The 13,487-nt window shown below is 32.3% G+C and carries 13 protein-coding genes and 1 pseudogene; 12 read left to right on the forward strand and 2 right to left on the reverse strand.

Annotated features, from left to right (window positions below):
• Nucleotides 1-125 precede the first annotated feature (125 nt).
• Nucleotides 126-644 carry a DUF1905 domain-containing protein gene (locus M0M57_RS06620; RefSeq protein WP_248436401.1) on the reverse strand — a complete coding sequence of 173 codons (519 nt, stop codon included), beginning with the start codon at nt 642-644 and terminating at the stop codon, nt 126-128.
• Between the two features lie 57 nt (nt 645-701).
• On the opposite strand from M0M57_RS06620, the gene rpiB reads away from it, so the two are divergent.
• From rpiB to M0M57_RS06650, 7 genes and pseudogenes are all read left to right on the forward strand, one after another.
• On the forward strand, nt 702-1,133 hold the full coding sequence (rpiB, locus tag M0M57_RS06625) for a ribose 5-phosphate isomerase B (protein WP_248436402.1): 432 nt from the start codon (nt 702-704) through the stop codon (nt 1,131-1,133).
• Nucleotides 1,134-1,222: 89 nt separating this feature from the next.
• A complete protein-coding gene (locus M0M57_RS06630; protein WP_248436403.1) occupies nt 1,223-2,128 on the forward strand; it encodes a cation diffusion facilitator family transporter in 906 nt (301 codons plus the stop codon).
• Between the two features lie 51 nt (nt 2,129-2,179).
• Entirely contained in the window at nt 2,180-4,303 is a 2,124-nt protein-coding gene (locus tag M0M57_RS06635) for a Tex family protein (protein ID WP_248436404.1), read from the forward strand.
• Nucleotides 4,304-4,335: 32 nt separating this feature from the next.
• Nucleotides 4,336-5,640 (forward strand): AAA family ATPase, encoded by a 1,305-nt coding sequence (locus M0M57_RS06640; RefSeq protein WP_248436405.1) that lies wholly within the window; start codon nt 4,336-4,338, stop codon nt 5,638-5,640.
• Entirely contained in the window at nt 5,637-6,326 is a 690-nt protein-coding gene (locus M0M57_RS06645) for a retron system putative HNH endonuclease (protein ID WP_248436406.1), read from the forward strand. The genes M0M57_RS06640 and M0M57_RS06645 overlap by 4 nt, the downstream gene beginning before the upstream one ends.
• A gap of 30 nt (nt 6,327-6,356) precedes the next feature.
• Nucleotides 6,357-6,449: pseudogene (locus M0M57_RS16755) on the forward strand (S1 RNA-binding domain-containing protein); the annotation flags it as partial.
• A 239-nt stretch (nt 6,450-6,688) separates the two neighbouring features.
• A complete protein-coding gene (locus M0M57_RS06650) occupies nt 6,689-6,928 on the forward strand; it encodes a hypothetical protein (RefSeq protein WP_248436407.1) in 240 nt (79 codons plus the stop codon).
• Between the two features lie 132 nt (nt 6,929-7,060).
• Here the strand turns inward: M0M57_RS06650 and M0M57_RS06655 are convergent, their stop codons facing one another.
• Nucleotides 7,061-7,258 carry a twin-arginine translocase TatA/TatE family subunit gene (locus tag M0M57_RS06655; protein WP_248436408.1) on the reverse strand — a complete coding sequence of 66 codons (198 nt, stop codon included), beginning with the start codon at nt 7,256-7,258 and terminating at the stop codon, nt 7,061-7,063.
• 170 nt (nt 7,259-7,428) lie between these two features.
• Between M0M57_RS06655 and M0M57_RS06660 the strand changes: the two genes are divergently transcribed.
• The 5 genes from M0M57_RS06660 (at nt 7,429) to M0M57_RS06680 (ending at nt 13,486) form a co-directional block, all read left to right on the forward strand.
• Nucleotides 7,429-8,298 carry a M23 family metallopeptidase gene (locus M0M57_RS06660; protein ID WP_248436409.1) on the forward strand — a complete coding sequence of 290 codons (870 nt, stop codon included), beginning with the start codon at nt 7,429-7,431 and terminating at the stop codon, nt 8,296-8,298.
• A 2-nt stretch (nt 8,299-8,300) separates the two neighbouring features.
• Complete coding sequence (locus tag M0M57_RS06665) at nt 8,301-9,788, forward strand: GH3 auxin-responsive promoter family protein (RefSeq protein WP_248436410.1); 1,488 nt, start codon at nt 8,301-8,303, stop codon at nt 9,786-9,788.
• Between the two features lie 92 nt (nt 9,789-9,880).
• Complete coding sequence (locus M0M57_RS06670) at nt 9,881-10,756, forward strand: carboxypeptidase-like regulatory domain-containing protein (RefSeq protein ID WP_248436411.1); 876 nt, start codon at nt 9,881-9,883, stop codon at nt 10,754-10,756.
• A gap of 42 nt (nt 10,757-10,798) precedes the next feature.
• The gene (locus tag M0M57_RS06675) at nt 10,799-12,493 is read left to right on the forward strand and encodes a DUF6909 family protein (protein ID WP_248436412.1); all 1,695 of its coding nucleotides are present in this window, start codon (nt 10,799-10,801) and stop codon (nt 12,491-12,493) included.
• A 6-nt stretch (nt 12,494-12,499) separates the two neighbouring features.
• The gene (locus M0M57_RS06680) at nt 12,500-13,486 is read left to right on the forward strand and encodes a hypothetical protein (protein ID WP_248436413.1); all 987 of its coding nucleotides are present in this window, start codon (nt 12,500-12,502) and stop codon (nt 13,484-13,486) included.
• The last annotated feature ends 1 nt before the right edge of the window (nt 13,487 follow it).

Raw genomic sequence — 13,487 nt, forward strand, 5'->3', positions numbered from 1 at the left:
TATGTGGTTTTTGGGAGATTATTTTATTTGACACAGATTTCACGAATTAACACGGATTCTGAATTTCACTAAGCTTATGATTGAGATTTTAAATCCGTGTTAATTCGTGAAATCCGTGTCTAAAATTAAAATCTATTCTTAAAATTCTTAAAATCCTCATTCAACCCCTTAAAATCCAAAACACCTTTTCGGTTTTTCAAATGATCTAAAATAACAAATGATTTCTCAATCCGAAGTTGCGAACTTTTGTATTTATTGACCACATGAATTAACGTTCGTTGTTTTCCGGGTGTGAGTTTATGAAACAAATCGCTTCCTTCGGGATCGCTGAAAAAAACTTCTTCCATTTCTTCGGATAGTGGCATGCCGTATTTGCTATCGTCTTTCACTAATTCAACTTTTACATCATCATTCAAATGCAAATTCAGTTTTTTAGAGATTTCTCTATTCAATAAAATATAATGAAAAGTCACTTTTGGTAACATCGCACAATGAAAAGAAAAATTTCCGTTAAGTGTGCAAACCACGCGTTTGTCTTTCGCTTCTTTCAGCAATTTTTCAAAAACAGCCGGAGGAATAGGGATGTGTAATTCCCAATACAACGCATTATCATCAAATGAACAAACCTGACCGTTAAATTTCATCCTAAGCTGATTGAATTTGATTATTTTTGTAAAGATAAAAATAACAACACAACTAAAATGAAAATCTCAATTGGAAACGATCACGCTGGCCCGGATTATAAAAAAGCCATCGTTGCTTTTTTAGAAAAACAAGGCCATGAAGTCATTAATCACGGAACCAACACAACAGATAGTGTGGATTATCCCGATTTTGGTCATCCGGTAGCCACCGATGTAGAAACCGGAAAAGCCGATTTAGGCATCGTGATTTGCGGCAGCGGTAACGGCATTGCTATGACCGTCAACAAACACCAAGGCATTAGAGCTGCTTTGTGTTGGACAAAAGAAATTTCGGCTTTGGCCAGACAACATAATGATGCGAATATCATTAGTATTCCGGCACGATTTACTTCGATTCCGCAAGCGGTTGAAATGGTGGAAACGTTTTTGAAAACTGATTTTGAAGGAGGAAGACATCAGAATCGAGTGAATAAAATAAGTTGTTCGTAACAATTTGAACCATTAAGGAATTAAGAAAAATTAAGAATTCAACTTAATGAACCTTAACTCCTTAATGGTTTAAAAAACAAAATATATAGATGTCTACCAACCCAAAAATCCACAAGCACAACGTAACCGGAAAAAATCTGATTTTATCCATTTTACTTAATACGTTGATTACGATTGCTCAAGTGATTGGTGGAATTATTTCGGGTAGTTTGGCTTTAATTTCGGATGCGTTGCACAATTTTTCGGATGTGCTTTCGCTGATTTTTAGTTTGGTAGCTCACAAATTATCCCGACGAAAAGCTTCTATCAGTCATACTTTTGGTTATAAACGAGCTGAATTAATTGCAGCGTTTATCAATGCATCTACGTTGATAGTTGTGGCGTTTATATTGATTTATCATGCAATAATTAAATTAGCACATCCCGAACCAATTGAATCCAGTTTAGTGATTTGGTTAGCACTTTTAGGAATTGCTGTCAATGGATTTTCTGTTTTATTACTTCGTAAAGATGCGGCTCATAATTTGAATATGAAGTCGGCTTATTTGCATTTATTTACTGATATGATGGCTTCTGTTGCGGTTTTAACCGGCGGATTATTAATGAAATTCTATCAAATTTATTGGGTTGATAGTGTGATGACATTGCTGATTGCTGTTTACTTAATCATTGTTGGTTTCGATTTATTTATAAAATCCACCAAAATGTTGATGTTGTTTACACCGGATACCATCGACATTAAAGAAATTGTTAGAGAAGTGCATCAAATCAAAGGAGTTGGAAAATTACACCACATTCACGTTTGGCATTTAAACGAAGAAGAATTGCATTTAGAAGCTCATTTAGACTGTGCCGCAGACATCAAAATGAGTGAATTCAACGATTTATTGCATGAAATTGAAGAAGTGCTTTATGAAAAATTCGACATTAACCATGTGAATATTCAACCTGAATTTCAAAAAGTGGACCCGAAGGATTTTATTGTGCAGGATTGATACTACTCTTACTAAAAAAGAAATCACATTTTACCAATATAAATAACTATAATGAATCAAATTCAATATATTCAAAACGCCACACAACTTCCTGTTAAAGGAATTGAAAATACGTTACAACTTCTTTCAGAAGACTGCACAATTCCCTTCATTTCCCGATACCGAAAAGATCAAACCGGCAATTTAGATGAAGTTCAAATCGAGCAAATTTTCAAGCTCAACAAACAATTTGAAGAAATTGTAAAGCGAAAAGAATCTATTTTAAAAGCAATTGTAGAGCAAGGACAACTTTCACCTGAATTAAAATTGAAAATTGAAAATTCTTTTGATTTACAAGAAATAGAAGATTTCTACTTACCCTACAAAAAAAAGAAAAAAACCAAAGCTGATGCTGCACGTGAAAAAGGACTAGAACCTTTAGCGAAGATTATTATGGCACAAAACAGCGATGATATTGAGTTCATTGCTTCAAAATATTTGAACGATAAAGTAGCCAATGAAGACGAAGCATTACAAGGAGCAAGAGACATTATTGCCGAATGGATCAATGAAAACAGCTTTGTCCGAAAAAATTTACGTCGATTGTTTCAACGAAAAGCGATTGTTTCAACCAAAGTAGTGAAATCAAAAAAAGAAGATGAAAATGCTCAAAAATTCAACCAATATTTTGATTGGGCAGAACCACTTTCAAAAACACCATCGCATCGATTATTGGCCATGTTGCGTGCAGAAGCCGAAGGTTTTGTGAAAATGAACGTAGAAATCGAACCGGATGAAGCTCTAGAGTTCATTGAAAATAATACAATTAAAAACAACAAAGAAACGGCACATCAACTGAAATTAGCCATAAAAGATAGTTACAAACGCTTGCTTGAACCCGCTATTTCCAACGAAACGCTACAAGAATTTAAAACCAAAGCCGATGCAAAAGCCATTGACGTTTTTGCTCAGAATTTGAGTCAGTTACTACTTGCACCGCCTTTAGGTGAAAAGCGAATTTTGGCCATTGATCCGGGTTATCGTTCGGGTTGCAAAGTGGTTTGTTTGGATGAAAAAGGAGATTTGTTATACAACGAAACCATTTATCCACATCCACCACAAAATGAAAATGCAATGGCGATGAAAAAAATCCGTTCGATGGTTAATGCGTATAACATTGAAGCAATTTCAATCGGAAACGGAACAGCCAGTCGTGAAACGGAATTTTTCATCAAAAAAATTGCTTTCGATAAGCCGATTCAGGTTTTTGTAGTTTCTGAAGCCGGAGCATCTGTTTATTCCGCTTCCAAAATTGCACGAGATGAATTTCCAAATTATGATGTCACAGTTCGAGGTTCAGTTTCTATTGGAAGACGACTTTCGGATCCGTTGGCAGAATTGGTAAAAATTGATGCTAAATCCATCGGCGTTGGTCAATACCAACACGATGTAGATCAAACCAAATTAAAAGAAGAATTAGACACTGTTGTAGTTCGATGTGTGAATTCGGTGGGTGTTAACTTGAATACCGCCAGTAAATCATTATTGAGTTATGTATCGGGAATTGGCGAAAAAATGGCTGAAAACATTGTGGCTTTTCGTTCCGAAAACGGACCGTTTGAAGACCGGAAACAGTTGAAAAAAGTACCACGATTGGGCGAAAAAGCCTATCAACAAGCTGCTGCTTTTATTCGTATTCAAAACGGAAAAAACCCGTTGGATAATTCGGCGGTGCATCCGGAAGCGTATTCAATTGTGGAAAAAATGGCGAAAGATTTAAAAATTTCGCTATCTGATTTAATTGGAAATAAGGAAAAAATTTCGCTAATCAAACCCGAAAATTATACCAACCAAACCATTGGAATTTTAGGAATAAAAGACGTCTTAAAAGAACTCGAAAAACCCGGATTAGATCCAAGAAAATCGGCTAAAGTTTTTGAATTTGACCCGAATGTAAAAAAAATGTCTGATTTACGAACCGGTATGATTTTACCCGGAATTGTCAATAACATTACTGCTTTTGGTTGCTTTGTAGATATTGGATTAAAAGAAAGTGGATTGGTTCACATTTCACAACTCAAAGAAGGTTTTGTTTCGGATGTAAATGAAGTCGTGAAATTGCATCAACATGTTCAAGTCAAAGTTGTTGAAGTTGATGAAGTGAGGAAACGGATTCAGTTGACGATGGTAATATAATTTTCGTATTTTTGTTAAATAGAGTTATAATAATGGAAATTAAAAATTTAAATAGAGAAAGTCACTTGTATTTCATTTCGTTAGATTTGGGAAGCGTAGGTTGTTTCAAGGAGGCTCAAAAGTTAGATTTGTCTGATAATAAGGGGAAGTATTCACCTTGGACAATTATACTTGGAGATAATGGATCAGGTAAGACAACATTATTGAAAGTGATTGCAAATTCATTTATATTAAATGAGTTTAAGAACAATCAAAAATTTTACAGCCAAAAGCAACCTTTAACTATTATAACTAATCCTAATGGAATTTATAACAGTAAGAGTTTTGTTCGCTACAGATTAAATAATGATAGAACTAAAAAACATTATTTTATATCAATTACCTCTGATAAGGACGGATCTAATGTAAAAGAATTGACTTTTGACGCAGATTTGAATAACTTATTACTTTTTTCTTATGGTGCTTCTAGACGGATGAGTAAAAACCCAAGCTTTTCAAGTAACTCCTTTAATCAAGATAAACTTTCATCTCTATTTGATGAAAGTGTTGAATTAATAAATGTGGAAGAATGGTATTTGCAAAAGTATTTAGCTGTTCAAACCTCCGATATTGAAATTAAAAATCAATTAGTAAATCAATTAGAAATTATTAAAAATATTTTAATTGATTTTCTTCCTGATGTTTTTGATTTAAGAATAAAAGAAGTCAAAAATTTAAATGATAAATCTTCATTAGAAGTTAAAATTAATACTAAAGATTGGATTAATCTAAGAGACTTAAGCTTTGGTTATCAAACCATAACAGCTTTATTAGTAGATATAGCATCAAAAATGATGGAAGAATATCCAGAAAAAGACAACCCATTAGAACAACCGGTAATTATTTTGATTGATGAAATTGATTTACACTTACATCCTAAATGGCAAAGAACAGTTATAAATAAACTATCGCACCACTTTCCAAAGGCACAATTTATTGTTACTGCTCACAGTCCATTAATTGTTCAAGCAGCTCAAGACAGAAATGCAAATATTGTAGTATGTAGAAAAGATGGAGATAAAGTTGTTATAGATAATAATCCAGAGAGTGTTACAGGTTGGAGAATTGATCAAATTTTGACATCTGATTTGTTTGAGGTTGAAAGCCCAAGATCTAAAGAAACTCAAAAGGCTGTTGATGACTATATCAAATTAAAAGGCAAGAAAAACCTAGCTAAATCTGATTTAGAAAAATTAGAATCATTAACACCGCTAGTTCAAGAAGTTTACGGACAAAAAAAGGAGGAATCTGAATTAGATATTAAACTAAAGAAGTTCGCTGAAAAATATTTAAAATGATAAAAGTAACTAGAACAGCAAAGCCAAATGTTTTAGTTCAAAATTCTTTAAATTGGACTGAACAGTATTTATTAGCAAAAGAAGTTTATACTCAATCTAATACATTAGCAAACAAAAAAGCAATAGGTAAAGCTGAAAAACGCTATAATCACACAGACGTTAAATCGGCTTTAAAGAAGATGTTTAATAAAAAATGTGCTTTTTGCGAAAGTCGTATCACGCATGTAGATTACGGTCAGATTGAACACTTCAAGCCTAAATCTAAATATCCTGAACTATGTTTTGAATGGAATAATTTTTTATTATCATGTTCTATTTGTAATGGAAAAGCGAATAAAGGAGATAAATTTCCTTTGGAAAATGAAGATGGGCCTTTTATTCATCCAGTTGATGAGAATCCGCAAGATTTTTTTAAATTTGAATACGACGATTTGACTCAAACTTTTCTACTTTTCCCGGCTAATCAAAGAGCAGAAACTACTATCAAGATATTGGGTTTAAATAGAGAGGATTTGGTTGAAAATAGAACTATTGAGTTAAAAAAAATTTTATTTTTTTTAGAGGATTTAATTGGGGAAAATTTTGACGAACAAAAATTTAATGCTTTTGAAAAAATGTTTTCTGAAAAGGATCAATACTTTGCTTTTATTTCAGCTTTAATTCAAAAAATTAGAAGTAATATTTAATACTACATATTTAAATTTTTTTACTAAAATAATGAAGTCGTGAAATTGCATCAACATGTTCAAGTAAAAGTGGTTGAGGTGGATGAAGTGAGAAAAAGGATTCAATTAACTATGATTCTATAACTAAAACGTGTAATTTTTATACAAACCATCTCCCGATTTCAACTATTTTACCCATTCTTATAAAAGTTGTTTTTTAAATCTAAAAGACAACTTTTCATATTTTATAAAATTAAACAACTGAAAGTCAATCAATTAATATAATTCATTCTCTACATTTCAACAGCTATTATATTTTATTTTTTATTCGGCATTTTTATTGTTTAGGATTAATCAACCATAAACTATTAAAACCAAGAAAAATGAAAAAGTTAATTCTAAGCGTAATGCTATTGTCTGGAGTATTTGTTTTTGCACAGGAAACAAAGAAAGAAGAAAAAAAAAATGAAAAAACAGAAAAAGTAACCACAACAACAAAGGAAAAAACTGCAGAAGATAAAAAAACTGAGCAAGCGGCAAAAGAAGCTGAAGCTCTAAAAGCGGCTGAGGCAAAAAAAGCAGCCGAAGCAAAAGCCAAAAAAGAAGCAAGAAAAGAAGAATAAAATAATTAACCTTCATATATATTTGTCAAGTCATCGGGAATTTTTCTCGGTGACTTTTTTTTACATAAAAAATTCCAAATACTAATCCGTTTAATGATCGTATTTGGAATTTTATGTATGAAACAAAACGTACTATTTTTTGTCTTCTTCTTCTTTTTTGTCTGCCGGTTGGTCTTCTTTGGCGGCATTTTTAAATTCCTTGATTCCGCTTCCTAAGCCTTTCATTAATTCCGGAATTTTTTTCCCACCAAATAAAAGCAAAATTACTACAATGATTAAACCTATTTGCCAAGGACCAATGAAACCTAAAAATATTGCTAATGCATTCATAATATCTAAATTGAGACTACAAATGTAAAAATAAAATAATGTAGTTGTTCAGAATATAAGCAATTCTTAACTAAAAACTACGTTAAAGTGGATTGTCTTTATGTAAAACAATAAAATTGTCACTTTTTAAAGAAGCTTTAATTCTTATATTTGTATAATAAATTTAGAACATGTCTGCAAAAAGACTAAAAAGACAACGACTTAAAAAACAATTATTCACCAAAAACCGTTTGGTTATTTTAAATGAAGAATCATTTGAAGAGATTTTTTCATTAAAACTCAATTTGATGAATGTTTTTGTGGTGGTAACCATTTCGGCGATTTTAATCATTTCTATCACAACCTATATTATTGCTTTTACGCCTTTACGGGAGTTTATTCCGGGTTATGCATCCAATAAATTGAAAAAAGATGCTACTATTCTTGCTGTAAAATCAGATTCTTTGGCCTTGGAAGTAAAGAAAAACGAACTCTATATTCAATCAATAAAAAAAATTCTAACCGGCGATTTAGAGTATGCTAAGTTCAATAAAGATTCAATTTTAAATCCGGAAACGGTTGATGTTTCAAAAGATAAATTAAATCCTTCCGAAGAAGAACTAAAACTTCGAGAACAAGTAGCTTTGGAAGACAAATACAATCTTTTTGAAAAAGCCCAATCAAAAGTAAATTTGGTTCTATTTCCTCCGGTTAGAGGACATATTACTGAAAAATACAGTGCTGTAAACAAACATTTTGCTGTTGATATAGCCGTTCCAAAAGACACGCCAATTAAATCAGTTGCCAACGGAACCGTTGTTTTTGCCGATTGGACACCTTCTACCGGAAACGTGATAATCATCAAACACCGTGATGCTATTTTATCAGTTTATAAACATGCAGCAATATTAACCAAAACCCAAGGCGATGTGGTGCGAACCGGCGAAGTAATTGGTTTGGCCGGATCTACCGGAAAAGAATCAACCGGAATTCACTTGCATTTTGAACTTTGGAAAGATGGATTTACCATCGATCCAACCCAATTTATTGATTTTGAATAATTATGCGAATTAAAGTTTTAGCCGCTAAACTTTTAGCTAAAAAAGTAAATAAAGAAACCAAAAAATGGTCTTCAAATCCTATAGAAACTCAACAAAAGGTTTTTAAAAGTTTGATAAAAGAAGCCTCCAAAACAAAGTTTGGAAAAGATCATCATTTTGACCAAATTAAAACGTTTGAAGATTTTGCCAAACATGTTCCTGTTCGCGATTATGAAGCCTTACGCAAGTATGTTGACTTGGTCGTTCAAGGAAAAGAAAATATTTTATGGAAAGGAAAACCGGTTTATTTTGCCAAAACTTCAGGAACAACGTCGGGAGCAAAATATATTCCGCTGACCAAAGAATCTATTCCATTTCACATTCAAGCCGCCAGAAATGCTTTGTTGAGTTATATTTATGAAACCGGAAATGCCGATTTTGTAAAAGGGAAAATGATTTTTTTGCAAGGAAGTCCGATTTTGGAAGAAAAAAACGGCATCAAATTAGGACGACTTTCAGGAATTGTAGCACATTATGTTCCGAACTATTTACTCAAAAACAGAATGCCTTCGTGGGAAACCAATTGCATTGAAGATTGGGAAACCAAAGTAAATGCCATTACGGAAGAAACAATCAACGAAGACATGACCGTTATTTCAGGAATTCCGGCTTGGGTGCAAATGTATTTTGAAAAACTTCAGGAAAAGTCCGGGAAAAAAGTCGGCGAGTTGTTTAAAAATTTCAGTTTGTATGTCTATGGCGGAGTAAATTTTGAACCTTATCGAGCCAAATTTGAAAATTTAATTGGACGAAAAGTTGATTCGGTTGAATTGTTTCCGGCTTCCGAAGGATTTTTTGCCTATCAAGACAAGCAAAATGAAAAAGGAATGTTGCTTTTGCTGAATGCCGGGATGTTTTATGAATTTATAAAAACAGATGAATTTTTTTCTGAAAATCCAAAACGATATACTATTGGCGAAGTAGAATTAGGTGTGAATTATGCGTTGATAATTTCTACCAATGCCGGACTTTGGGCTTATAATATTGGTGATACTGTTCAATTTACATCGCTTAAACCGCACCGTGTGATTGTTTCCGGAAGAATCAAACATTTTATTTCCGCTTTTGGAGAACATGTCATTGGTAAGGAAGTAGAACATGCGTTAAAAGAAGCAATGGAAGGTTCGTCAATCCGAGTAAACGAGTTTACGGTTGCTCCGAAAATCACACCAGAATCAGGATTACCCTATCACGAATGGTTTATAGAATTTGAAAATGAACCCGATAATCTAGAAGATTTTGCTCTGAAAATTGATGATGCGATGCGAAAACAAAATTCGTATTATGACGATTTGATTGTGGGTAAAGTTTTGCGAACATTAGTCATTACAAAAGTAGCTCAAAACGGTTTTCAGGATTATATGAAATCCATTGGAAAATTAGGAGGACAAAATAAATTGCCACGATTGAGTAATGACCGTGCCATTGCGAATAAATTAAAAAGTTTATAAAGTGCTTTTTTGTCATTCTGCAAGATGGCGAAGCCGAAATAAGAAACTCCCGCTTTGCGGGCAAAAAAGGAATTGAAAGAAATTAACAACGAATGATTAAAACCAAACTACTACTTTTTCTTTTACTCACCATTTCAACCCTCACCGCCCAAATTTCCGGCACCGTGAAAGACAGCCTAACAGGAAAACCCATACCGTATGTAAACATTTGGGTTGAAAATGAAAACATTGGAACAACTTCTAATGAAAATGGATTTTTTAACTTGGATTTAAACGATAACAAAAACATCGTTTTTTCTGCTTTGGGTTACGAAACAAAAACAATTTCATCATTAGAAAATGTTTTACTCCATCCTAAAATTTATCAATTAGAAGAAGTTATTGTTGAAAATCTCAAAAAAACAAAGGAGTTAGAAATAGGTGATGCTAAAAAAATTCAGCACACTCATTTATCTGGAGACAAACCTTGGATTTATGGAAAACTATTTCCTTTTCAAGAAAAGTATATCGAAACACCATACATCAAACAAATAACTTTTTTCTCTAAAAGTGAAATAAAAGAGGCAAAAATTAAAATCAGAATTTATGAGATGAATGATTCGATTCCTTCAAATGATTTGTTGCATGAAGAGTTAATTGTTTCAGTAAAAAAAGGAATGAGAAAAAACACGATTGATGTTTCTAAAAATAATATAAAATTTTCTGAGAAAGGCATCGTTGTTGGACTCGAATGGTTAATTATTGATGAAAACAAATACATTTTTGAATATAAAATAGATAAATCAAAAAGCAAAAACGAACGAATTAATTATGCACCTTCGTTGGTAATTAATTATTCTGAAACAGAAATTTCTTTTCGATATTATGGAGGAAAATGGATAAAAAATAAAATTCACAAATCAAATGATGGCAAAATTTGGGATAACAAAGTGTTAACTCCAGCTATTAACCTTACGTTAACCAACTAAAAATAAAATATCCTACCTTTGCAGGTTAGAAAATAGAAATAAATGAAAGACATTAAAAACATATCCCGTTCAAGAGCACAAGAATCTTCTTCGGCAATTGAGCGTTTATACATTACCATGCGACACTTGTTCAACCGAGGTTTCTATAAACCTATGGGAGTTTCGGGCGAAACATTACGTGAAGCATTATTACAACTACGTCCGGAAATATACGGAACCATTGCCGAAGAAAAAGTAGAATTAAACGGATTATTATACGTTATCGAACGACTTCCTGTTGGAATCGAAGAATGCCGTTACATCAATTTAACTTCAGACGAAGGTTATTCTAAATCGCATTTTCAAGCGATTGTTCCTCCTAAAAGAAGACGAAATTGTTATCGTATTGACGAAGAACAAATGAATGTGGAAATCACCAGAGGACGTTCTGATATTTATGATATTTTAACGCATTTGACTTTTATTTTCATCGAATCGCATAAAATTAAAGACCGCGTTTTATTAGATGAAAATCTGTATGAGGTTACACGCGATTGGCAAAAATTGGAGTTTTACGTTTTACAAGGAAAAAAATTATCTCAAATTGATAAAGAAAAGGCTATTTCTCACACTTCTAATGTGTTGGGAAGAAGTTTTTCGGAAGTACTAGATATTTATGATGCTTTTGGAACAACCGAAAAGCCGGATCGATTTTTACACATCATTTATTGGTTAGGAAAAATTGCCATCGAAGAAGTGCTGGATAACAATAAACGAACCATCACTTTTAGTCCGATTCTGAGAGAACGACTTGGCCATCATATTCACGGTGAATTTTGGGCAACTCGCATCAAAGACGTGTTGAAAGAAAATGAATTATTAAACCGACCGATTCATATCATTAGTGCCAATATGCACAGTGTGATGAATTCAATTTTTGCTACAACTGTTTTAAAAACGAAATTCAAAGACAAACCGGATTTCTTTATTTATGAAGAACTAAGTAAGTCAGGAGCCAATGAATTACGTAAAAAAGTGGAAGACGTGGCTCTCAAAAACGGAATGATTTCGCTACTGGACACTTCGGGAACCAATATTGATGTGCAAGTTTTTGATACGGCAAAAATAGATTTTTCTAAAACAGCTTTTCCAAAAGCAAAAATTGCCAAACAACAACCTGTTTTAATCGTGATGGATTATGCTTTTGGTGAGCAAGCATATGAAACAATCGATGAATTATTGAAAGCTTACAAAGAAGAAAATAATAGTCAAACCTTTTTGAACGTTGAATCCGTTTCCATTATGGGAAAAGCCGGAATTCTTCAAGGAGGAAAAGGCGATATTATGATTCCATCTGCACATATAAATGAAGGAACAGGCGATAATTATCCTTTTGAAAATCAATTGTCACCCAATATGTTTTATGGCAATGATATTCCTGTTTTTGCCGGACCAATGGTTACCGTTTTAGGAACATCGCTTCAAAATAAGAATTTATTGAAATTTTTCCACGAATCAACTTGGGGTGTAATTGGACTTGAAATGGAAGGAGCTTATTACCAAAAAGCCATTCAATCGGCATCGAAAATTAGAAAAAGCATACCAGAAAATGTAAAAGTTCGTTATGCCTACTATGCTTCAGATAATCCATTGGAAACCGGAAGTACATTGGCGTCTGGAGGTTTAGGAACTACCGGTGTAAAGCCAACCTATTTGATTACAATCAAAATATTAGAACAAATTTTTAATTCTAAATAACTAAATATGAGCTCTAACTCACCAATTAATTCAGACAATCAGGAAATAGACTTAGCACAAATTGCAAATAAAGTAAATGGAATTTATGACAGCTTATTAAATAAACTTTTTCGCTTTATTTTATTTGTAAAGAAGAACATTATCTTATTCATAGTTCTTTTTATTGTTGGGGCAGGAATCGGATTTTATTTAGATAAAAAAGTAAAATCCTATGACCATCAGGTAATTGTTTCTCCAAACTTTGGAAGTATAGATTATTTGTATGCCCAAATAAATCTCGTACAATCCAAAGTAAATGAGGGCGACACCGTTTTTCTTAAAAAAATTGGAATCAAAAATGCAAAAAAGTTTGGTAAAATTGAAATAAAACCAATTGTTGATGTTTATAAATTTATTGAAAACAACAAAGAAAATTTCGACTTAATTAAATTATTAGCTGAAGATGGGAACATTGAAAAAGTGGTGGAAAATGAATTAACCAGTAAGAACTATCCATTTCATTTAATTACTTTTAAAACATCTAAGGTAACATCTGAGGAAGAAACCGTTCTGCCGATTTTGAATTTTTTAAATGAGAGCGATTATTTTAAGCAAATGAAAAAGGAATATTTAAATAATATTCAAATCAAAATGCAAGCTAATGATACAACAATAAGTCAAATAGATGGACTTTTGAATCAATTCAAAAACAGAATGAATTCTAACCACAGTGATAAATTGATTTATTTCAATGAGAATACTCAATTAAATGAAGTAATTATTACAAAAGATAATTTGTTGAAAGAGCAATCCCATTTTAGATTAACTTTAATTAGATATGAAAAGGTTATTAAAGAAATCAGTGTTATTTTAAATAATAAAAATACTAAAGGAACAAATGGCAAAATGAAATTTATAGTTCCGTTTATTTTTATAACTCTATTTTTATTAATCTCTACAATGATAAATTTTTATAAAAAACAAACATCAAAAATTGAACTAATAGACAATTAAA

The organism is Flavobacterium azooxidireducens, from assembly GCF_023195775.1.
GTDB classification, from domain to species: Bacteria; Bacteroidota; Bacteroidia; order Flavobacteriales; family Flavobacteriaceae; genus Flavobacterium; species Flavobacterium azooxidireducens.

What these genes read in the sequence shown, in the direction of transcription:
- M0M57_RS06665 (WP_248436410.1), top strand. Translation starts at nt 8,301, where the DNA reads ATGCGAATTAAAGTTTTAGCCGCTAAACTTTTAGCTAAAAAAGTAAAT.
- M0M57_RS06620 (WP_248436401.1), bottom strand. Translation starts at nt 644, where the DNA reads ATGAAATTTAACGGTCAGGTTTGTTCATTTGATGATAATGCGTTGTAT.
- M0M57_RS06640 (WP_248436405.1), top strand. Translation starts at nt 4,336, where the DNA reads ATGGAAATTAAAAATTTAAATAGAGAAAGTCACTTGTATTTCATTTCG.
- M0M57_RS06675 (WP_248436412.1), top strand. Translation starts at nt 10,799, where the DNA reads ATGAAAGACATTAAAAACATATCCCGTTCAAGAGCACAAGAATCTTCT.
- M0M57_RS06650 (WP_248436407.1), top strand. Translation starts at nt 6,689, where the DNA reads ATGAAAAAGTTAATTCTAAGCGTAATGCTATTGTCTGGAGTATTTGTT.
- M0M57_RS06655 (WP_248436408.1), bottom strand. Translation starts at nt 7,258, where the DNA reads ATGAATGCATTAGCAATATTTTTAGGTTTCATTGGTCCTTGGCAAATA.
- M0M57_RS06660 (WP_248436409.1), top strand. Translation starts at nt 7,429, where the DNA reads ATGTCTGCAAAAAGACTAAAAAGACAACGACTTAAAAAACAATTATTC.
- M0M57_RS06630 (WP_248436403.1), top strand. Translation starts at nt 1,223, where the DNA reads ATGTCTACCAACCCAAAAATCCACAAGCACAACGTAACCGGAAAAAAT.
- M0M57_RS06680 (WP_248436413.1), top strand. Translation starts at nt 12,500, where the DNA reads ATGAGCTCTAACTCACCAATTAATTCAGACAATCAGGAAATAGACTTA.
- M0M57_RS06645 (WP_248436406.1), top strand. Translation starts at nt 5,637, where the DNA reads ATGATAAAAGTAACTAGAACAGCAAAGCCAAATGTTTTAGTTCAAAAT.
- M0M57_RS06635 (WP_248436404.1), top strand. Translation starts at nt 2,180, where the DNA reads ATGAATCAAATTCAATATATTCAAAACGCCACACAACTTCCTGTTAAA.
- M0M57_RS06670 (WP_248436411.1), top strand. Translation starts at nt 9,881, where the DNA reads ATGATTAAAACCAAACTACTACTTTTTCTTTTACTCACCATTTCAACC.
- rpiB (WP_248436402.1), top strand. Translation starts at nt 702, where the DNA reads ATGAAAATCTCAATTGGAAACGATCACGCTGGCCCGGATTATAAAAAA.